The sequence below is a fragment of the Microcoleus sp. LAD1_D3 genome (assembly GCF_036702135.1).
In the GTDB taxonomy this organism is placed as follows: Bacteria; Cyanobacteriota; Cyanobacteriia; order Cyanobacteriales; family Microcoleaceae; genus Microcoleus.
Genome location: NZ_JAUBSB010000024.1, coordinates 46,773 through 66,776, shown reverse-complemented (window position 1 = coordinate 66,776; position 20,004 = coordinate 46,773). Strand labels below are relative to the sequence as shown.

The following is a 20,004-nucleotide window of genomic DNA, read 5'->3' as shown; positions in this document are numbered from 1 at the left end:
TAAAACTTCGGTCAACTTTCCAGCAATCTGTCACATAAAATAGCACTTCCCTTGATTAAGAATAATCCAAAGTGGTTCAAAGGTTTTAGCACTAACTGAACCGTATTGCATCAAGTCCCCACCCCAGAAAAGGGGGGACTTGATGCGGGAAAAATTTCTGTCAGAATTCCGATTAATGAGGAATTAGCAATTACCCTATTCTCATGCAACTGAAACCCGGTATATGATCAATTCAGCCAGATAAGTTTTCTAGGCATTAGCTACGGCGATATTAGTGGCTCTACAGATAGTCGGCAGATCAATAATAAACTGCGTTCCCTGCTCTGGCGTAGAAATACACTCCAATTGACCGCAGTGTTTTTCTATCAGAATTTTTCGGCTGATGGACAATCCCATGCCTGTACCTTTTCCTATGGGTTTAGTAGTAAAAAAGGGAGTAAAAAGTTTAGCACGAACTGTTTCTGTCATGCCCACACCATTATCAGCAATTGTTACCAGGATGTGGGAAGCCGAGCTAATGTTGTCATGCGAATTGCCGGGTACAACTTCAGTCCGAATCAAAATCTGGGGGTGACAACCTGCACCATCTTCTCTACTTAGCCGCTCTTCTAAAGCATCTATAGCATTCGCTAAAAGGTTCATAAACACCTGATTGAGCTGACCCGCATAACAGTTCACAAGTGGCAATGCACCATAGTCTTTTATCACATTAATAGCAGGTCGATCAGACTTAGCCTTTAGTCGGTGCTGTAAGATCATCAAAGTGCTATTAATGCCTTCGTGGATATCTACTGATTTAATTTCAGTTTCATCCAACCGCGAAAAATTGCGTAGAGAGTGAACAATATTGCGAATGCGTTCGATCCCTAACTGCATGGAAGAAAGCAATTTTGGTAAATCATCTATGATAAATGGTAACTCTGCATCTTCTATTTCATGGACAATTTCTGCTTCTGGTTGCGGGTAATACCTTTGGTAAAGATTCAACATATTAATGAGTTCTTTAATATAGTCGTTGGCGTGGGAGAGATTACCGTAAATAAAGTTAACCGGATTGTTGATTTCATGAGCAACACCGGCAACTAATTGACCGAGACTAGACATTTTTTCACTTTGAACTAACTGTAGTTGTGTTTCTTGCAGTTCTTTGACAAAATGTTCTAAAGCAAGAGATTTTTGGTACTCTTTTTCTTGACTGATACGGAGTGCTTTCTCTACTTGTTCGCGCCGCTCTATTTCAGACTGTAATTTATGACTTAGAGAAAAACTTCTCAAAGCTGTTAGCATCGTAGTGTATAGCTTTGATGTCGTTAATTCAGTTTTAGTTTTATAGTCATTAATATCGTAATTGATAATAATGCTTTTTTCAGGTACTTGTCCGGGTTGACCCGTGCGTAAAATAATTCGCACTAACTGGTTGCCTAAGACTTCGCGGACATATTTAACAAAGTTTAAGCCAGCATCATCTGTTTCCATAATTACATCAAGTAAGATAATGGCAACATCAGGATTTTCTTGGATTAGCTGTTTAGCTTCACGAGCCGAGTAAGCCTTAATGAAGGTTAAAGATTTGTTTTCAAAGACAAACTTCCTTAGTGAAATTTCGGTAGCGGTGTGAACTTGAGACTCATCATCTACAACTAAAATTTTCCAGCTTTCACTCAGTTTTTCTTCTGTGGTTTCATCGGCAAACAATATCTCGTCATCCGAGTCGATTACTTCGGCAAAGAATACTGTTTCTGGAGATGGTTTAGTTAACAAATCGTCAACATCACTTTTCATTGCTGTACACCTTTATTTTTTACTAATGTTTAGGTTTGAAGTTAGAAAACCTGTTAAGAAAAAGGCAGAAGGAAGAAGAGTTACACAGCAACATTTTCACTCATGCTTATTTTACTTTTAATGAGGTGGACTTACTTAGTTATATTTGCCCAGAAATCGGAATTGGAACTCTACATTTGTGAATCAATTTGCATGGGTAATTTAATAATAAACTTTGTTCCTCTTCCCACCTCACTTAGACATTCAATTTCACCTTTGAGTTTTTGGGTGACTAAATTGTACACAATATGTAACCCTAACCCACTGCCACCTTGACCACGCTTAGTGGTAAAGAATGGCTCAAAAATTTTACTTAAGTTTTCTGGAGGAATTCCTTTACCTTCATCGGCGTATTCAAACCTTAGCCGATTACCTTCTTGCTCCCAAGCAAAGATTATTTCCCCAGAAATCCCTGGTTCGTAGGCATGAATCAGAGAATTGATCAGCAAGTTCGTCACAACTTGGGATAACGCTCCTGGATAAGAATCTATGGCGATCTTGCTATCTCCCTTAATTTTAAGCGAATGTTGGCTATTTTTCAACTTGGGTTTTAATTGTAATAAAATTTCATCAAGATAAGGTCTGATCTGGAAAGTACGTCGTTCTTCGCTAGAGCGATCGACTGCTACTTGCTTAAAGCTTTGAATCAATGCTGCCGCCCGATCTAGGTTAATTAGAAGCGCCTTACTGCTTTGACTAGCAATATCGACAAACTCTTCTAAATCTGAGCGCTTCATTTTGCCACTTTTATAAATAGATGCAAATTCTGTGGTATTTTCTGCCAAAGCTGAAGCAACAGTGACGCCCACTCCGATCGGAGTATTAATTTCATGGGCAACACCAGCAACTAATCCTCCCAGAGATGCCATTTTTTCCGATTCGACGAGCTGAGTTTGGGTGGCTTTTAAAGCCTCTAGGGTGTTGGATAATTGTTGAGTACGATCGCTCACTAATTGCTCTAAGTTTTGATTAAACTCCTGTAAATTTTTGTAAAGTTGAGCATTCTCAATAGAAATAGCAATTTGGGCAGATAACAGTTTTAACAGCTCAAGCCGATCGGTAGTAAAAGCCCCTTCAGTCAGGTTATTTTCCAAATAAAGAAGGCCTGTCAACTTACCTTGGTGCAGCAGAGGAGTGCAAAGAATAGATTTCGGTTGAGTGGCTGCAATATAAGGATCGCGGGTAAATTGTCCTTCTTGAGCAGCATTATTTAACACCACATTTTCCTGAGTGCGAATCACATAATTGGCGATCGCACTTGCCAGCAAAGGAGTGTCGCCAGAAGCTGCTGTTGGATTGAGAGGAAGCGATCGCAGCACACTAACTTCATCCTCCTTCACCGAACCTTCCGCCTCAATCGCCCAGTTTCCCGCTTTTTCTAAAATCAAAAAACCTTTTTGGGCCCCCGCATTTTCGATCGCAATTTTCATCAATCTTTCCAGCAGCCGACTCAAAACTATTTCACCCGAAATCGCTTGGGAAGCTTTCATCACAGTAGTTAAATCTAACGTATCTGCCAAATTGTTGCTAGTAGTCGCCGTCGTAGTTCGATTAACTTTAGTTTGAGTGGTTGTCTTCCCTGAAGTTCTCGCTATTAATTGGGGATATTTTTCCTCCAAACTCTCCACTTTACGTTTAGCACCCCAGTATTGGTAGCCATAGTGGGCTTTAGTCAAGTAGATTTGGGCAAATTCTTCTTTGTCTTTCGCCAACCAGAACTTAGCAGCCAGTTCCGCCGCCAGCGCTTCATTCTGAATAAAATCATGCTCTCTAGCCTCGGCTATCGCGCGATCGTACAAATCCATCGCCTCCAAATCTCGACCTGAAATTCTCGCCATTTCAGCCGCCACTAGCCAGAATTTATGTGCGAAACTTTCCGAGCAGTTGTCCGCCCAAATTTTGATTTGTTTCTGATTAGCTTCTAATTGCTGCCAATAATCTTTTTGCTCCGATTCAGAAACTTCTGAATACAGAGCCGTTAAAATCATACAACGGTAAAAATTATGGTGAGCACTAGAAATGTGACCCATCAAATAATCGATCAGTTCTGCCGCGCGATCCGATGATTCTAGCGCCTCACTATACAGTCCGTAAAGATAGAAAGTCTGCGCTTTTAAAACATAAAACTCGCACAGAGCCGCCATACTTTTACGATTGTGGAAATTTTCTAAATGCTGTCTTTCGCTAATTTCATCCTCTTCGCCCATCAAATTTAAAATTGCTAATTTATTAGCCAGAATTATATCAATTGCCCACAAATTTTTAGTTTGCTCGCAAAAATGGAGCGACTTGCCAATATCTTCCAAGAGATTATTCAAATTCATGCCTTGGAAGAAATAGGTAATAGTTTGAAACATCCGGTTATAACCTGTCCATTGCAAGTTACCAGATTGCAAGCCAACTTTATACCCTTCATTATTAATTTCAGCAGTAGTTTTGAGCGGTCTCACCCAGCAGTTTAAGTAATTGGCAAAAATCACACTATCTTGGCAGTTTTGAGACAAGTTATTTGAATTTTCGCTGAGATTCAGAGCGAGTCTGCCAAACTCATAAGCCGATTGGTAATCCCCTAAAATTGAATTCAGGATAATTCCATAACACGAATAGCAGTAAGATCCTCCCGCCACAAAACCGTACTTAAGAGAAAGGTTAATCCCTTTGATCACAGTCAACTTCCACAGTTCTTGAGATGAAAAGAACGTTAGTGGCCCCATGTTGCCCAATAATTTCATGGCAATTTGTTGAGCCGGATATTTCATCTTTTCTGCATTAATTAATGAAGCAATTTCTTGGTTTGCCAAGTTGGCTTTAGCTGCCGCCAGTTCACCATTCACCGCCTCGCTTAAATTATCTTCAGCCAAGTCTATTCCCAGCAATTGAAGGGCTTTTAATCCAGATTGAACTGCTAATTCATATTTAGTCAGCAGAGTATACTGCACGATCAAAATGTTGTAAACTTCGGCTTTTTCTATGTCAGATTTTGCCCGGGCAAAGGCCAGTTCTATTAAAGCTTCTGATGCTTCAAAATTCCCGTTTAAATATTCTGCTTCTGCCAGCTCCTTATGAAAGGTAAAAGCTAGTTCGTAGGATTCTTGCCAAATATCGCCCGGTAAAATTTCTCGACCGATTTTTAAGTAGTCTCTGGCAGCAGCATAAGCCGTTGCATCTTTGGCTTTGCGAGCGGCTGTTAAATTTAAAATAGCTAGTTCAGTTTTCTCGTTATCATCAATGATTAAATTCCGACCCGAATTTAAATGATCGGCAATTTCAAAAATTCTTTCGGCTCGTCGCTCAGGAGAAATATTCGCTAGTAATAGGCGACCAATTTGTAGGTGAATTGCGGTTTGCAGTTTTGAGTCAATCAAAGCGTAACCTGACTGCTGCACGCGGTCATGCAAAAATTTATAAGTAGTAATTACCAGGTCTGAATTAATTATTTCGGATTCGGTAGCACCTAACTCAGAAGTAGTTAGAATCAATCCCTCTTGAATGGCTGGCAATAGTTCTTGAAACGTGGCTCCCCAAGATTTCTCATTAATAATTGAGAGAGTGTGTAAGTCAAAACTATTACCCACGCAAGCAGCCAAACGCAAAACTTGCTGAGTTGATACGGGCAGTTTTTTCAATTTGCCAAGCATCAATTCAATGACGTTATCAGTAATACCTACTGATTCAATTTCTGAAATGTTCCAATCCCAGTTTCTTTTGAGGAAATTGAATTTTAGCAGGTTTTCTTGATAGAGAGTTTTGAGGAACTGATTGACAAAAAAAGGATTACCTTGAGTTTTATTGATAACTAACTCTGCTAGGGGGAGGGCTGATTCTGTGTCTTTACGCACGGTATCAGCAATTAAGTTGCCTATCTGGTGAAGGTGTAAGGGAGTTAAAGTAATTCGCTCGATTCTTGCACCTTGATTTTGCAGCTCATCCAAAGTCATTATTAAAGGATGAGATGGGTTAACTTCGTTGTCTCGATAAGCACCAATTAGAAATAGATAATTGGTTTGCTCATCTGCTATCATTACTTGTAGCAATTTCAATGTGGCGGAATCAGCCCATTGTAAATCGTCGAGAAAGATGACTAAGGGATAGTCAAATGAACAAAACACGCGGATGAATTTTTGAAATACTAAATTAAATCGGTTTTGTGCTTCTGTAGCGCTTAATTCTTGTACTGTAGGCTGTTTGCCAATGATTAATTCTACTTCAGGAATGACATCTATAATGATTTGACTATTAGCGCCAATAGCTGCTAAAAGTTTTTCTTTCCAGGTATTGAGTTGCTTTTCGCTTTCACTTAAGAGTTGCTTGACTAATGATTGAAAGGCTTTGACAACAGCCGCATAAGGGATATTTCTTTGAAATTGGTCGAATTTTCCGGCAATAAAATAACCTCTCGCTTTAGTAATTGGTTTATAAACTTCTTGTACTAAGGCGGATTTACCAATGCCAGAGTAACCGGATACTAGCATCATTTCGGTGCTGCCCCTGCTGACTCGCTCAAAGGCTGCTAATAAGGTTTCAACTTCTGTTTCTCTGCCGTAGAGTTTTTGAGGGATTTGAAACTTATCTGTAATATCTTTTTGGGCGATCGCAAAATCTGCAATTCCTCCCGTAGTTTTTAATTGTTCTAGGCATTCTTCTAAGTCAGCGATAATTCCCCAAGGGCTTTGATATCTGGCTTCAGCGGTTTTCGCTAATAGCTTCATCACAATATCAGAAACAACTTTAGGAATTTCTCGATTGATTTGATGGGGCGGTACTGCTTGTTTAGCAATGTGACAGTGGATTAATTCCATTGCATCGCTGTAATCCCATGGCAATTGCCCTGTTAGGAGTTCGTAAAAAGTGACTCCTAATGAGTAAAAATCAGTGCGATAGTCGATCGAGCGGTTCATTCTGCCTGTTTGTTCCGGCGATATATAACTAAGAGTGCCTTCTAAAACATTAGGATTTTTTAGGGTAGGATTTTCGCGCTTTAAAACAGTAGAGATGCCAAAATCTATAATTTGAACTCGCCCTGTGGTTGAGTTAATGATAATATTGCTGGGATTGATATCTTTATGAATAATTTTATGTTGATGAATTTCACCTAAAGCCCTGGTTATTTTAATAGCTGTTAAGAAAAATTCTTCTAATTTAAGTTGGTGAGAAGCCAACAAGAGCTTTAATGATTCTCCACCACAATCCTCGAAAATGATAGCCAAACTGTTCTGGTATCTTTCTAAGCTGTAGGTTTGCGGTACACTTTCTAGGTTGAGATTGCGTGTAATTTCGTATTCCTGCTTGTATCTGACTAACGAAGCTGGCATCGGATAATCTTGTTTGAGAAATTTGAGAATTATCGGTTGGTTGTCTTGCTTTCTCAGTCCTCGGTAAACTAAAGAATTGTTACTTTCATGAATTTGGTTGGTAATCTCGTAGCCAGCTAAGTTAATCATTCTTACAGCCTCTTCTCAGTATTAATACTCAATTTTTTTTTAGAAAGTGTCAATGTATTAACTAGATGTATCTTCTAATACATAACTATACCCGAAATTTTAAGAAAAGCTTAAGGTTTAAAGGAAAAGTTATTTTTTGTTAACATTTCTTAAAAATAAGACGGCTAAACATTCGCCTCAGCAGTCCGATCGCTCTAGAGTTTCCTGCAAAAGCAAGCAAAACAGAGTGAAGTGCGATCGCGGTTGAGCTTCCTAGGAGATTTGGGCGCTGCATAATTAGAGTATAAATAGGGGGAATTACCATGTAATGAAAGCGAGTGCAAATCACTCCATATAGCAATCCTTGCAGGAGTCGTAAATTTTTCCCCCACTCCAACCATCCCCTTATCAAGAGGGGAGAGAGTAAGAAATTCACCAATGGTTTAGGATTGCTATACATTAGCTAAAATTTCAGGATATTCCACTTCCTGCACTATTGATACCTTGATTCAGCAACGCCTCTTTTTCCTTCTTTATTCAACATCCCCCTTACCAAGGATTGCCAATCATTGTAAAGGCGGCCCAATAATAAGGATGCAAAAGCACTCGATCGCCCCGCGCCACAATTTCCGGAGGCAAAATTAAACTCATAGAAAGCCCCTCGACTCGCAGCATCCCGTCTTGAATCCGCACACGCCCCTGCAGCATCTCCAATTGCGCGCGCCGCAAAGCCTCCGCTTTGATCATCAAATTGCCACCGCGTCTGGGGGCCCGCAACTGCCGATAAAACTCAGTCATCAGCCCCAAAGTCCCCTCATCGCTGACTTCCCACAAACTCGCCAAAGCCGATTTAGCACCGCTAGCTACCGCCAAACCCGCAAACCCCAACTCCGCCTCTGCATCGCCCAAAGCGGTACTGCACGCGCTTAAAACTAATAGATTCACCGGCGGTTCATTCCATCGCAACTGCCGCATTTGATCGATACGCAATTTAGTATCCCACAACTGAATGTAAGAATTTTTCGGTTCTCCGGGCTGGAATTCACTGTGAGTTGCTAAGTGAATGATACCAAAAGGCCGATTTGCCCGCTGAGCTTGCAAATTGGCGAGAGTAAAATCTTGATTCAAAAATGATTTTCCGCGATCGGGCGGCGCGATCGACTCTAACTCTACCGGTACCGCCGGTAATGGCGCTTTATCTTCAAATACCGACGCCCCCATCGCCAAAACTTCATCATCCGCAATATTGTCGTAGCCGATATCCGTTAAACTCAGACTCGGCATCACGCTAATGCTATATTTTTCAACTAAAAAGCCTTTGCCGTCGTGAAGGGCCGCAAACGGCACACTCCGCAAACCGGCTGCCGGAATTACAATTAAATTGTCAATCTTTAAAGCTGCCAAGTCGGCAGCAACTGGCGCAATTAACCACCGATAAAGTTTTTGCGCCGTATCCAAATAACTAATGCTGCTTCTTTTGCGGGGATTAGTGATTTCGCTTTGCAGGGCGTCAGCCAATTGCAACACCTGCCAGCGCGTTGTCGCTGGAATTAAAACGCGCCTCGGTTCAGCATTAGCTGTTACTAACACTAATTCTAAATGCTCCCCGTTAGGAACATCGGAAACTTCTTTGCCATCCGGCGGCAACCTCTGGGCTAACTTATCTTCTAAGACGCGAGGAGGCCCGGAGGTGCGGTTTTTTCTCACAGGCGATAGATTAGATAAATCCTGACTTGCCACCAGCACTGAACCATTTTCTTTGGCGGTGGTGGCAGCCAAGCCGCTGACCCAATTCATATAAATAATGGCCGATTTTATCCCGGTAATTTTTTCGTTTTTGCGAAGAGTTTCGTAAATTACCGACATATTACTAATCGGCGTTCTTGCGGGCAAGTCTAGATATTTTTCGTACTCGCGAGTAAAGGTTTGCTCAAACTCTAAAACTCCCGATCCGGCCGAATCGAATCTGCGAGAAGGAACCAAAATCTCCTGGCGATTTGGGGAAATTTTCTCTCGGTTTGGCGATCGCAATTCTACTTGCAAAGACGCAGGAAGTGACGGGGGAGGCTCAGGATTTACGGAAACTAGAGGCGGTGCGGGAATTGGTGTGGGAATTGGTGCGGGAATTGGTGCGGGAATTGGTGCGGGAATTGGTGCAGGAGTAGAGGGCGGGCCCGGCGTAACTAGGGAAATCTGATTTGGTAAACTTCCTTGGGTGTAAGTTTGTCCAAAAGAAAAAGTGGGCAAAATGGCGTTTCCCCCGCCAGCATTAATGCTTCCCTGGGTTCCATTATCGATCGCGCCGCCAACTACAAACGGTCGATCGATACCGCCTCCGTGGCCAATTGCGACTGCCCCCGCCCCCGCACCTCCGGCAGTAGAAATACTCGAAGAATTGCCCGATATATCGTTGAAAACACTGTTCGATCGAAACAAACCGAGGGTTGTCACATCAACGCTGCCCCCAGTGCCACCAGGGCCACCTTGAGCATTGATAAAGCCCAACTGAATGTTATCAGTCGCGCTCAAGGAAACGCCTCCGCCGTTGCCGTTTGAAGTGCTGCTGGAGTTGATATCTAGAGCCGAAATGCCCGATGAAGAGGTGACAACAATATTTCCGCCGATCGCCCCCGAAGCGTTCAAAGCTCCCGCAGTTAAAGGCCCAGCATTGGTTTGGAGAGAGATCGCGCCTCCTGTTCCCGTTGCCGATGACGAGTCGATCACGCCTGCAGCAACAGTATTTCCCTCAACCCGAATCCTCCCGCCGTTCGAGGTAATATTGCCAGTCCGAACCTCGCGGCTTCCTTGCAGGTTCACGTTGCCGCCATCCGTCCTTAAATTACCCTCTAAGAGGACATTTGCTGCCTTGATATCGGCTCCCAAAGCGGCCGTGCTCTCCCCCCCGAAGGTAACAGAATCGCGGGCGTTAACGCTCAAACTGCGTGCTGTAATTGTGGAAGCAGCCGTCACGCTAGCAGCGTCAGCCGAGAGCCGGCCCAACCGCTGAGTTTGACCGACTAGGCCGTCAAAAGTAATGTTGCCGCCAGCGCGCAGCGTCAAATTATTTGCTCTGCCCAGCGTGCTGTCGAGGGTATTGGCAAAAGCGATATTGCCGGTAGTGGTGGCTAGGGCGGTACTGCGATCGACTGTGACGGCACTGTTGAAAGTCATGTCGCCAGATGTCGCAATATTGCCCGAAACCTGGGTACTGCCGGCGTTTACAGTCAAACTCGCCAGCGGTGCAGCTTGACCGACTGTAGCGCCGAACAGCACTCGCCCAGCGTCTAGTCTCAGGGCACGAGATCCGTCTAGGCTACCGGAGAACAGAATGTTGCCCCTAGCTTCTGTGCTCAAAGCCACGTCAGCATTGAGGGATGCGTTTCCTGTAAAAGTGAGATCGCCGCCGGATGTCGCAATGTTGGCCTTGAGATCAGTTTGGGGCGCGTCGAGAGTCAAGCCAGCGCTGCCGCTTGTATTCAGGGGATTGTCGATCGCGATCGACCTGCCTTGAAGTGTCAGCGGGCTGTTGAAGGTAATGGGTGCGACGATCGCGATCGAGCTGCTACCGTTTTCGCGCCCGATCGCGATCGAACTGAAACCCCCCGCCAAAGCGCCGAGATCCGTTGCCGTCAAGTCCAAAATGCCCAAAATATCGCCGGTGCCACCGATCCGAATCGCTCGGCTATCGTTGGGTTGCAAGCGAATTGTTCCCCCCGCACTGCTGACGGAATTGCTGCCGCCTCTGAAGTCAATGCCGTTAGCAGTGAGAGCGATATTACCGCCGTTAGCATTGAGTCCGCCCAGAGAGATGCTGCTGGCGAAAATGTTGATGTTGCCACCTTGAGTCTCGATTGCGTCCTTGGAGTCATTGACAACAAACACTCCGCCGGATCTAAATGTTACGGTGTCTCCCGTTCTCGCTTGCAGGGAAAGTTTGTTATCGGACAAGTCTTGGAGGGTGATGTAGCCGGGGGTTTCTAGAATCACGTTGCTGCCGGCCGCCATCTGTTCCAACTGCACTTCTGAGATCGATGTTTCATTGGGTTCTGGTGTCGATTGGAGTTCCCCGCCAGTTGATGGTGCGCTGCTGTCGCCGTTACCGCTGACGATCGTAATATTTGCCGGATCTAGCAACAAATTGCCCATCGCACCGTTAGTCGCGCGGGTATCGACCTCTCCTTGGAAAGTTAAAGCATTTTTGCCCGAAACTTCTACTCTTCCGCCGTTACCTGCGGCGATGCCCCCGCGAGCACTAATATTGCCGAAGAAGCGAGTTATATTGTCTGACCAAATTACCGCAGTGCCGCCATTGCCACGGTCGATCGCGTTTGTTGCGATCGTAGAATCAGGACTAACATAAGTTACCTGGGCATTTGGCACTGGTTCCATCCCCCGGAAACCGCCTCCGACGCGCACCGTACCTCCGCCATCTGTCCCGGAAGCATTGATATTTGCGCCGAACAGTCCAACTTTTTCCCCTAAAATATTGACTGTGCCGCCAGCATTCCCAGAAGGGCCAAATACATTTATAGAACCGGAGACGATCGCACTTCCTGCAACTGTCGGCACTGTTTGGCCGCCAGTGAGTACCAATTGACCTTGTTCGTTAGTCGTTAAACCTGTGGCTGACGCTACGCCGGGGCCCGTCAGCAACTGAGGCAAAGCTTGTGGGGCGAGCGCAGATGTTTCTGACTGCAAAGACGGAGTAATTTCTAAACTCAATAAATTGCCTATTTGACTGATGCGGACTGCATTTTGTCCCTGAACAGCAGCCACAGTAATTTGACCGTTGGGAGCGGATAATTGTCCTGTATTAATAACTGTGCCACCGAGCAAAGTTAAACTTTGCCCGCTGCCCACTGCCAAGTTTCCCGCATTGACAATTGTACCAATTTGTAAGTTATTAAAATTAAATTGATTAGGATTTCCCAGTAAAGCTTTGTAATCATTAATTCCGCTCGAATTAAACGAGCGGTCGCCGAAACCAATACCTGTAGCCGTTGTCGCGAAAAACGACCCCGGCACGTTTAATCTAGCATTTTGACCGAAGACAATTCCCGCCGGATTCATTAAGAATAAATTCGAGTTGCCACCGGTTACAGAAATCAGACCGTTAATTATAGAAACATTGTCGCCGGAAATCCGCCCTAAAATATTTTGAATATTTGGATTAGTTAGAAAATTAGCTATTTGACCTTCGCTGAGATTAAATTGGCTGAAGCTGTGAAACAGATTGGCGCCATTTCCCGACAGTTGTCCGCCACTAATGTCTGTGCGGTTTTGCTCGGACTTAACAACAGTATTCGTGCCGTCAGTAGCAGGAACTACAGGTTGTGATCGCACTGCTAGCGGTAGCAGCCAAAAACCTAATGTCAAAATTAGAGCAGAACGAAAATAGGTCATTGGAGGAAGCCATTAGTCATTAGTCATTAGTCATTAGTCATTAGTCATTAGCCGGAAGGATGAGGGAATTCAGAAAAGCCAATTCCCGATTACCAATTCAAATCTATTGTAGTTTTGATTTTTTTTGAGCTGTAATGTTCCGCCCCAGTGCCAATAAACTTAAAAAGGTCGATCGAACACCGGCACTGCCGGGGGTCGATCGCACTTCAAAACCACCCGTTGCCAGAATATTGGAAATTTAATGCAGATTTTATATTTATCTGTCGCAGGTGTCTTGACAAAATGCCCTCAAAGCCTTATGATTGCAGCAATGATTGGGTGGGACGGCAAAAACCCCCAAAATAACTGGCTGCTCTAATGAAGTTAAAAACAAAATATTGATGCTTTTAGAGGCCAATCATGCAAACTCCAACTTTCCCATTTCTAACGGAACAAATAGTTGAGCAGATATTTTCGTCAGGCGAACTGACTCGCAATGACAGACAGAGAATTCAGTCAATGCTGTTGAATGAGTCGATCGGCGAAAATGAATTGAGCTTAATTGAAAGAGTAATGGAAGGCGTAGTCAAGGGAATACTTGACGTGCTCAATTAGTTAAGAACGAGCGATAACCTCTCTGAGTTTAGGGTGCGCCATCTACAACTTACCCTAATTTTAAATAAAATCGAAAATCGAAAATTCTGTCACCTTTCTAAAAATCATCAGCCGAGTCATCATCCGAGTTCTCATCGCGACGCACAAGTTCAGAAGGAGGCCTATCGTTACTCCAGGCCCACCACACGCCGCTACACTGGCAGCGGTAAAATTCTTGCCACTTGCGGCGGTTGAACTCGGTGTATACTGGCGATCGGCGATTAATCCAGACCTCAGCGGCATCCGTACAGCTAGCGCCGCACTTGGGGCAGCAAAACTCATTAGCGTGAACCGCCGTCGCAGTCCATTCAGGAGGATGTGGAGCAAAAGCTTCCATGTGTTAGAGTTTCTATCTAAACTGCTGGTAATTACGGCAAATCAAGGGTTGCTAAAGATCCGCAGAGTTCGGAATGACCTAAGCAATGACATAAGTACGCTGTTGAGTGCGTAATTCATCTGCCCGTTATTTTTTTTAGTATTTGCCGTCAGATGAATAGTATAACTGATGTGGTGCAAACCGTCGATCGGCATTCTCAACTATTTCAAGGACTAGGCTCATGTCTATCTACAATCTTATCTCGTTTCTGGGCATTTTTGGCTTATGTGCGATCGCCTGGATTTTTTCAGAAAACCGACAGTCCAAGTATATTCCCTGGCGCGTCATCATCTGGGGTATTGGGCTGCAATTAGTCTTGGGATTTTTAGTATTCCTGTTCCCCCCAACTCGCATCGCCCTAGAGTGGTTTACTGGCTTACTGGATGGAGTATTCACCGCTGCTGATGCTGGAGCGAGATTTGTCTTCGGGACTAATGTTGTACCAATACCTGGTAAAGAGCCGGCAGTTAATTTAGGATATATTTTTGCCTTTCGAGCTTTACCGACAGTCATCTTTTTTTCTGGCCTCATGGCCTTGCTATACAACATCGGCGTGATTCAAATTATCACCGAAGTTTTTGCCAAAATCTTTTATATGACAATGCGGTTGAGTGGCGCGGAAGCACTTAGTGGCGCTGCTAATATTTTCGTAGGAATTGAAGCTGCAATTGTCGTCAAGCCTTATTTGCCGAAAATGACTCGTTCGGAACTTTGTGCAATCCTCTCTTGCTGTTTTGGGACGGCCGCTTCTTCAACTTTAGCAATTTACGTTAGTTTTCTCAAGCCTGTTTTTCCAAATATTTTAGGGCATTTAGTTTCAGCTTCAATTATCGCCATTCCCGCTTGCTTTGTCCTCTCCAAAATCTTAGTACCGGAAACGGGAGTGCCCCTGACAATGGGCGGCATTCCCAAGGAAGAACGGAAGCCTAAAGGCCGCGAGTTTGTGGGCGAAGAAATTGACGAAGTGGACGGCGAGATTCCTAAACAAGAGACAGTTGGGGGAGAACCCATCGAACGAGTCAGCCCTTTGGATGCAGCGATAATTGGCGCATTGGATGGTGTAAAAATGGCGGTAGCTATTGCCGCTGTTTTGATTTTAATATTGGGCTTAGTTTCCTTAATTAATCAATTCTTTGGCTGGCTGGCAATTTTGCCCGGCCCAATTGGTGGCTTTTTCAAAGTTGTCACCTTAGCCAACATTATGGGGGTCTTATTTTATCCCCTGACGCTATTAACAGGAGTTCCCTTTGAAGATTCTTGGGAAGCCTCAGTAATTATTGGTCGCCGACTATTAGAAACAGCAATTCCCCCTTATCAAAGCTTAGCAGAAGCATCGGCCAAAAAACTGGTGAGCGATCGTACAGTTTTAATTGTCAGTTACGCGCTTTCCGGCTTCGCCCACCTCGCATCTGTCGGCATATTTGTCGGCGGTACGATCGCCCTAATTCCATCCCGCCGCAAAGACATTTCCGAACTCGGTTGGAAAGCATTATTTGTCGGCACCTTAGCTACAATGATGATCGCTTGCATCGCCGGCACCTTGGACACCGGAGACGCCAGCATTTTAGGCGCTAAGACAGCCCCTGCGGTCCCGTTAACAGCCCCTGATTCTGCCAAACCACTGGCATCCCCAACCGCGAATTCAAAGCCGTCAGTTGCCCCAGCAATTGGCAGTCCGAAGCCTTCGCCCAATACCGAAAAAGCGGCTCCGAGAGCTCAAGAATCTCCTTCTTCCGCCTCCAAGAAAAACCCTTAAATGACCTACGCGAAAAGGACACGGCAATGCCGTGTCCCTACAGATTAGACTCAAATTGCAAGCATTCCCAAACTATCTGGAAATTATCGGCGTTTATCTGCCTTAAATCTGCGGTTGACATATTAATCAAAAAAAATATGCAATAGGTCTAATTACCAATAATCAATAACCAATAATCAATAACCAAATCCCCAAAAGATTATGAACCCCGAACCCGAAATTCGCCGCCTGTTAGATGTTATGCCAGCTTCCGGCCGCATGATGTGTAAAATTATTAATAAGCCACAACAATCAACGGTAATTGACTGCGATTTTCCTTTGCCTTGGAATAGCGCCCGCCCGATTTATATTAATTTTGATTTGTGGAGGCTGCTATCTAAGCCGCAGCGGGATTTACTGCTATTGCGGAATGTAAGTTTTCTGGGCAATGTTAAGTGGTTTAAACCGGATATTTATCAAGGTGCGGCTCTGGCGGGAATTGTCGGGACTGTTGTAGAATTGTTGCAGGGAGATGCGATCGGCACTGCGATCGCGGGCGGTTTGACGGGACTCGCCATGACTCGAATTTGGCGGGACAACCGCAGTTCCCAAGTAGAGTTAGATGCTGATGAAGGGGCGATTAGAGTAGCGGGAAGGCGTGGTTACAACGAAGGGGAAGCGGCCGGACATTTGCTTGGGGCGATCGAGGCTGTGGCGCAGATAGAAAAGCGCAGTTTGGATTTTAACGAGTTGATTCGGTGTCAGAATTTAAGGGCGATATCGGGTATTTCTGCGGTGGGCGTACCCGATAGTGTCAGGCAAGATTGAAAAAAACGTAGATATAATCAAGAGGGAAACCCATAAAATCCACAACTATGCTCATCCTGCCCAAACTGGAAAACCTGCGCGATACTCTACCTATAGAAGGAGCTGTCCGCATTGAATTAGTGGAAGGCATACCCATTTTTAAAGCCTCCACCGCTGTCAAAAATCGAATTCAAGAACTCTTGGACAAACAACAAACTTTGCCCCTCAATCCTGACGAAGAACAAGAACTCAATCTTTACGAAGAAATCGACGATTACCTCAGTTTTGTCAATCGGACTGTCCGCAATCTTTTCTTGGGCCAGATTCAGCCTACTCTGTAGAAATGTCACCTCGCCGTCAAATCCCTGAAAATATCCAAAATCAAGTTCGTCAGAGAGGAAACTGTCTGTGCGAATATTGTCATGCCTCCGAACAATGGCAGTACGTAGAGTTTACTATCGAGCACATCATTCCCTTAACTAAAAGTGGGACTAACGATATTGACAATTTGGCACTAGCTTGCTTTCACTGCAACCGCAAGAAATCTGATAAAACTACAGCGATAGATGCTCAGTCAGACGTAGAAGTACCGTTGTTTAACCCCAGACAAGATAGTTGGAGCGAACATTTTATTTGGTCTGCGGATGGATTATCAATAGTTGGTTTGACTCCAATTGGACGAGCTACAGTTACAGCATTAGTCTTAAATCGAGAGAGAGTCATTAATATTCGGGCCGCTGACAAAGCCATAAAACGACATCCACCTGCCGACGATTTAATTCAATCAGAAAGTTGAGCAGACTGAGAGTTACTCAAACTTTGAGCGACTACCTCTGCCGCAAAATTTGTACTGAAATGAAAGCTCGATTTCTGCAGAAAGCTTGGCTAACGAACTTTTTTTAATTATTTTAATCGAAAGTGCGATCAACCAATCTATCCCCCTATGATTCCTCCTCATCTACTCGCCGACTGAGATAATCCGGCAACTCATCAAAACATACCCCCACCAAACGGCAAAAATCCCTCATTTGCCGAACAGTCATCGTAGGTTCGTCTCCCTTTTCCCATCGCCGCACCGACGAAGCCGACACCCCCATCCGCACAGCCAACTCTTCTTGGCTCAAGTTAGCGTCCTCTCGCAGTCTCCGAAAAGGCAACTCATTTTCTGGTTGCCGTTGACGTTGCCTTTTTTTTACCATATTATTATAACAGATTAATTTAATCGCCTAATTTAAGCGCTTAACTAGCTTGTGATAGGCACAGCCATAGCCAGAACAGACTGCACTAAAAATAAAAGGTGCAATTCTGTCACATTGCTATGGGCAAACATACCCAATTTAGAATACAGCCATGAACACCCCAGAAACTGCGAATGCCTGGATTATTTACCGACTCCTGCCCAACTTTCAGCGCTTACCCGTCGCGCAATTTCGCAGCCGCAGCGAAGCAGAATCTTCCCTGAAAGTCATCCGGCAAATGCTACCCAATACCGAATTAATACTTGCTTTCGAGGTTGGGCCAGAAAATCCAACTACCGAACTCAATCAGCCCCCTGCTAAAGAACCAAACTTGCAAACTTCAGTTAACCGAGAACTCTTGAAACTTTTCATTATCAGTTCTCGTCCTGTTGTTTCCCGCGTCATTCATTCTTTTCACCGCGATAATTTTGCCTGCGTTTCTGACTGGAGTCCGCTTGTCCCAACTCAAAATCCCGGTGAAGTGATGAGCGTCTTAATTAAACATTTGGCCGCTGACTCTTAGCGTTTGATTGAACAGTCCCGATCGTATTGATAGCGGTAAGGTGCGCCCAGCGCACCCTACATCTACATCAGCGGGGTGATGCTTATTGGTAATAGCTTTAGCAATGTCAGTTTATTGAGTCATAAATTTATTGATCGCTCTTTCTAGTCGATCAGACTGTCGTTGTGGGCGATCGCCAAATCAGGAACAATGATAAACTTGATATTCATACCCATCCACCGCAGGCAAATCGCGCGATTCAACCTGACATTTTTGTGCTGCTAAATTAACAGGTGCGCGAAAATTAACCAACCACAGATCAAGCGGACGTTCTAATTGACTGAGTGTTTTATAAAGTGTCCCTGCCGCTATTTCCGGCGCATCCCTTCTCTGATTAGCCAAAAGAAACAGCGGAGAATCAAAGGCTTTAACTTCTTCTTTCTTCCTAACATCCGTTACCTCCGTTACATCCGCTACAAAATCCGTTGCCGAACTTCTTTCCCATTCCCACCCTATCCCCATCAACTCTCCTATTTCTACATGAGTCTTTTGAGTAGTAGCAATTAAAACGGGAACTTTCGATACTTCGCGCATTATCGGAATTAAAAGGTCTGGTTTGTAATATTTGCGATAGCCGAGATTGGAATTTACGGTCACACCGCTTGCAAAACCCATTACTAAAATTAGCAGAACTGCTTTTTTGCCAGCAATTTCCACAGCAGGTAAATTAAACAATTGACTTTTTGCTGTAGGTGTGTTAAAAATAACTGCCAAGGTTGCTCCTATCAGCAATATCACCCCCGGAAAGTAGACGAAATTGTATCGTGCGCCGCGAGTTAGGTCAATTCCTAGAATATATGCAAAGCTGAAAAATAGGAAAATTGCTCCTAGCACAAATCCGCCGAAAATAACAGCAGCTAAACGAGTATCGGGCATTGTTAAGGAATTTTTAAAAGCGCTAAACAGGATGGGAAGCACCAATATAAAAAATATTGTCATTGCGATCGCCGATGCAACTACTACTGCCAAATTGGGCGATTCCACCGGCAACAGAGACATGACAGTGATCCATCCAGCTAAAGCTTGAAAAATCGGATTGATCCAATTTAAAAATGTGCGATCGCCACTGACTATCCAATTAGTTAGTTCGCTGCCGTATTTATTTGACAAAAATATCGGCAGCCAAACTAAACCGCCAGCTAAAGTGCCGAGCGCTACTGCTAAAAGTCGCCCCAGGATTTGAAATTGCCAAATATTAGGCTGCTGACTGTTTGAAATTGGCAACTTCCCATTAAACTGCTGCCACATTACAGCAATTAATGCTATTGCTTCTGCACACAAAGTCAGTGCAAAAAAGTAGTGAACCGCAATCCCTAAACAGTTAAAAACTACCCAAAGCAGTACCGTCCAAATAGGCAGGGGAGCGCCCTGTTGCAGCTTTTTTGCAGCTAAGGCGAGGCAAAAAAGAGAGGCAATAACTAATAAAATTCCTAAAGTGTAATGGCGAGCTTCTTGAGCGAGATAAATGCCGTAGGGAGAAACTGCCATCATCGCGGCTGCACATTGACCGACTAAACGCGAACTAAAAGCAAATTTGCCCAAAAAGTAAATAGCTGGAACTGAAATCACGCCCAATAATGCAGGAAGAGCTCGCCCTATCCAAACTAAACTATCCTCAGAAACCCCAAACAGTCGCATCCACCAGTGGGCGAGCATAAAATACATTGGTGGATGGTTGCTTTCTAGCAGCAAATTGCGGAACACGTCGGCGGTGTCAGCCTCGGGGCGCAATTGTAGGGGTTGTAATAATGTAGAAAGCTCGATCGCGCGATCGAGCGGCACACCGCGAAAACTGTTGCCCAAACTAAACACTAGAGTCGAAAACTCGTCTGTCCACAGCGGTTTCGAGTTCAAATTGGCAAAGCGCAAAATAAAGGCGATCGCCGTCCACAGAAATAGCAACAACAGTTGTTTGTTATTAATCATTAATTCAGTCAGCAGTCAGTTGTCAGTTGTCATTTGTCATCACTCAACGCCGTCAACAGTCAACAGTCAACAATTCCCCATTA

12 protein-coding genes are annotated in these 20,004 nt (G+C 44.3%); 6 read left to right on the top strand and 6 right to left on the bottom strand.

Going from position 1 to position 20,004, the window contains the following annotated elements; all coding sequences use genetic code 11:
* Positions 1 to 249: 249 nt before the first annotated feature.
* The 3 genes from QUA74_RS15685 to QUA74_RS15675 form a co-directional block, all read right to left on the bottom strand.
* Entirely contained in the window at positions 250 to 1,782 is a 1,533-nt protein-coding gene (locus QUA74_RS15685; RefSeq protein WP_333330529.1) for an ATP-binding protein, read from the bottom strand.
* Positions 1,783 to 1,952: 170 nt separating this feature from the next.
* A complete protein-coding gene (locus tag QUA74_RS15680) occupies positions 1,953 to 7,262 on the bottom strand; it encodes an ATP-binding sensor histidine kinase (RefSeq protein ID WP_333330526.1) in 5,310 nt (1,769 codons plus the stop codon).
* A 528-nt stretch (positions 7,263 to 7,790) separates the two neighbouring features.
* The gene (locus QUA74_RS15675) at positions 7,791 to 12,644 is read right to left on the bottom strand and encodes a CHAT domain-containing protein (RefSeq protein WP_333330523.1); all 4,854 of its coding nucleotides are present in this window, start codon (positions 12,642 to 12,644) and stop codon (positions 7,791 to 7,793) included.
* A gap of 399 nt (positions 12,645 to 13,043) precedes the next feature.
* Between QUA74_RS15675 and QUA74_RS15670 the strand changes: the two genes are divergently transcribed.
* Positions 13,044 to 13,238 carry a hypothetical protein gene (locus QUA74_RS15670; protein WP_333171260.1) on the top strand — a complete coding sequence of 65 codons (195 nt, stop codon included), beginning with the start codon at positions 13,044 to 13,046 and terminating at the stop codon, positions 13,236 to 13,238.
* A gap of 97 nt (positions 13,239 to 13,335) precedes the next feature.
* Here QUA74_RS15670 and QUA74_RS15665 read toward each other — a convergent pair whose 3' ends face one another.
* On the bottom strand, positions 13,336 to 13,614 hold the full coding sequence (locus QUA74_RS15665; RefSeq protein ID WP_333330520.1) for a hypothetical protein: 279 nt from the start codon (positions 13,612 to 13,614) through the stop codon (positions 13,336 to 13,338).
* Between the two features lie 220 nt (positions 13,615 to 13,834).
* On the opposite strand from QUA74_RS15665, the gene QUA74_RS15660 reads away from it, so the two are divergent.
* From QUA74_RS15660 to QUA74_RS15645, 4 genes are all read left to right on the top strand, one after another.
* On the top strand, positions 13,835 to 15,409 hold the full coding sequence (locus QUA74_RS15660) for a nucleoside transporter C-terminal domain-containing protein (protein ID WP_333330517.1): 1,575 nt from the start codon (positions 13,835 to 13,837) through the stop codon (positions 15,407 to 15,409).
* A 201-nt stretch (positions 15,410 to 15,610) separates the two neighbouring features.
* The gene (locus tag QUA74_RS15655; protein ID WP_333330514.1) at positions 15,611 to 16,216 is read left to right on the top strand and encodes a DUF3318 domain-containing protein; all 606 of its coding nucleotides are present in this window, start codon (positions 15,611 to 15,613) and stop codon (positions 16,214 to 16,216) included.
* Positions 16,217 to 16,263: 47 nt separating this feature from the next.
* Positions 16,264 to 16,536 carry a hypothetical protein gene (locus QUA74_RS15650; protein WP_333330511.1) on the top strand — a complete coding sequence of 91 codons (273 nt, stop codon included), beginning with the start codon at positions 16,264 to 16,266 and terminating at the stop codon, positions 16,534 to 16,536.
* 2 nt (positions 16,537 to 16,538) lie between these two features.
* A complete protein-coding gene (locus QUA74_RS15645) occupies positions 16,539 to 16,991 on the top strand; it encodes an HNH endonuclease (protein WP_333330508.1) in 453 nt (150 codons plus the stop codon).
* A gap of 145 nt (positions 16,992 to 17,136) precedes the next feature.
* Here the strand turns inward: QUA74_RS15645 and QUA74_RS15640 are convergent, their stop codons facing one another.
* Complete coding sequence (locus QUA74_RS15640) at positions 17,137 to 17,394, bottom strand: helix-turn-helix transcriptional regulator (RefSeq protein ID WP_333292128.1); 258 nt, start codon at positions 17,392 to 17,394, stop codon at positions 17,137 to 17,139.
* A 151-nt stretch (positions 17,395 to 17,545) separates the two neighbouring features.
* On the opposite strand from QUA74_RS15640, the gene QUA74_RS15635 reads away from it, so the two are divergent.
* Entirely contained in the window at positions 17,546 to 17,956 is a 411-nt protein-coding gene (locus QUA74_RS15635) for a hypothetical protein (protein WP_333330505.1), read from the top strand.
* A gap of 180 nt (positions 17,957 to 18,136) precedes the next feature.
* Here the strand turns inward: QUA74_RS15635 and QUA74_RS15630 are convergent, their stop codons facing one another.
* Positions 18,137 to 19,921: a glycosyltransferase family 39 protein gene (locus QUA74_RS15630; RefSeq protein ID WP_333330502.1), complete on the bottom strand. Its 1,785-nt coding sequence runs from the start codon at positions 19,919 to 19,921 to the stop codon at positions 18,137 to 18,139.
* Between the last annotated feature and the right edge of the window lie 83 nt (positions 19,922 to 20,004).

What these genes read in the sequence shown, in the direction of transcription:
- QUA74_RS15645 (WP_333330508.1), top strand. Translation starts at nt 16,539, where the DNA reads ATGTCACCTCGCCGTCAAATCCCTGAAAATATCCAAAATCAAGTTCGT.
- QUA74_RS15685 (WP_333330529.1), bottom strand. Translation starts at nt 1,782, where the DNA reads ATGAAAAGTGATGTTGACGATTTGTTAACTAAACCATCTCCAGAAACA.
- QUA74_RS15670 (WP_333171260.1), top strand. Translation starts at nt 13,044, where the DNA reads ATGCAAACTCCAACTTTCCCATTTCTAACGGAACAAATAGTTGAGCAG.
- QUA74_RS15630 (WP_333330502.1), bottom strand. Translation starts at nt 19,921, where the DNA reads ATGATTAATAACAAACAACTGTTGTTGCTATTTCTGTGGACGGCGATC.
- QUA74_RS15660 (WP_333330517.1), top strand. Translation starts at nt 13,835, where the DNA reads ATGTCTATCTACAATCTTATCTCGTTTCTGGGCATTTTTGGCTTATGT.
- QUA74_RS15655 (WP_333330514.1), top strand. Translation starts at nt 15,611, where the DNA reads ATGAACCCCGAACCCGAAATTCGCCGCCTGTTAGATGTTATGCCAGCT.
- QUA74_RS15665 (WP_333330520.1), bottom strand. Translation starts at nt 13,614, where the DNA reads ATGGAAGCTTTTGCTCCACATCCTCCTGAATGGACTGCGACGGCGGTT.
- QUA74_RS15635 (WP_333330505.1), top strand. Translation starts at nt 17,546, where the DNA reads ATGAACACCCCAGAAACTGCGAATGCCTGGATTATTTACCGACTCCTG.
- QUA74_RS15640 (WP_333292128.1), bottom strand. Translation starts at nt 17,394, where the DNA reads ATGGTAAAAAAAAGGCAACGTCAACGGCAACCAGAAAATGAGTTGCCT.
- QUA74_RS15650 (WP_333330511.1), top strand. Translation starts at nt 16,264, where the DNA reads ATGCTCATCCTGCCCAAACTGGAAAACCTGCGCGATACTCTACCTATA.
- QUA74_RS15675 (WP_333330523.1), bottom strand. Translation starts at nt 12,644, where the DNA reads ATGACCTATTTTCGTTCTGCTCTAATTTTGACATTAGGTTTTTGGCTG.
- QUA74_RS15680 (WP_333330526.1), bottom strand. Translation starts at nt 7,262, where the DNA reads ATGATTAACTTAGCTGGCTACGAGATTACCAACCAAATTCATGAAAGT.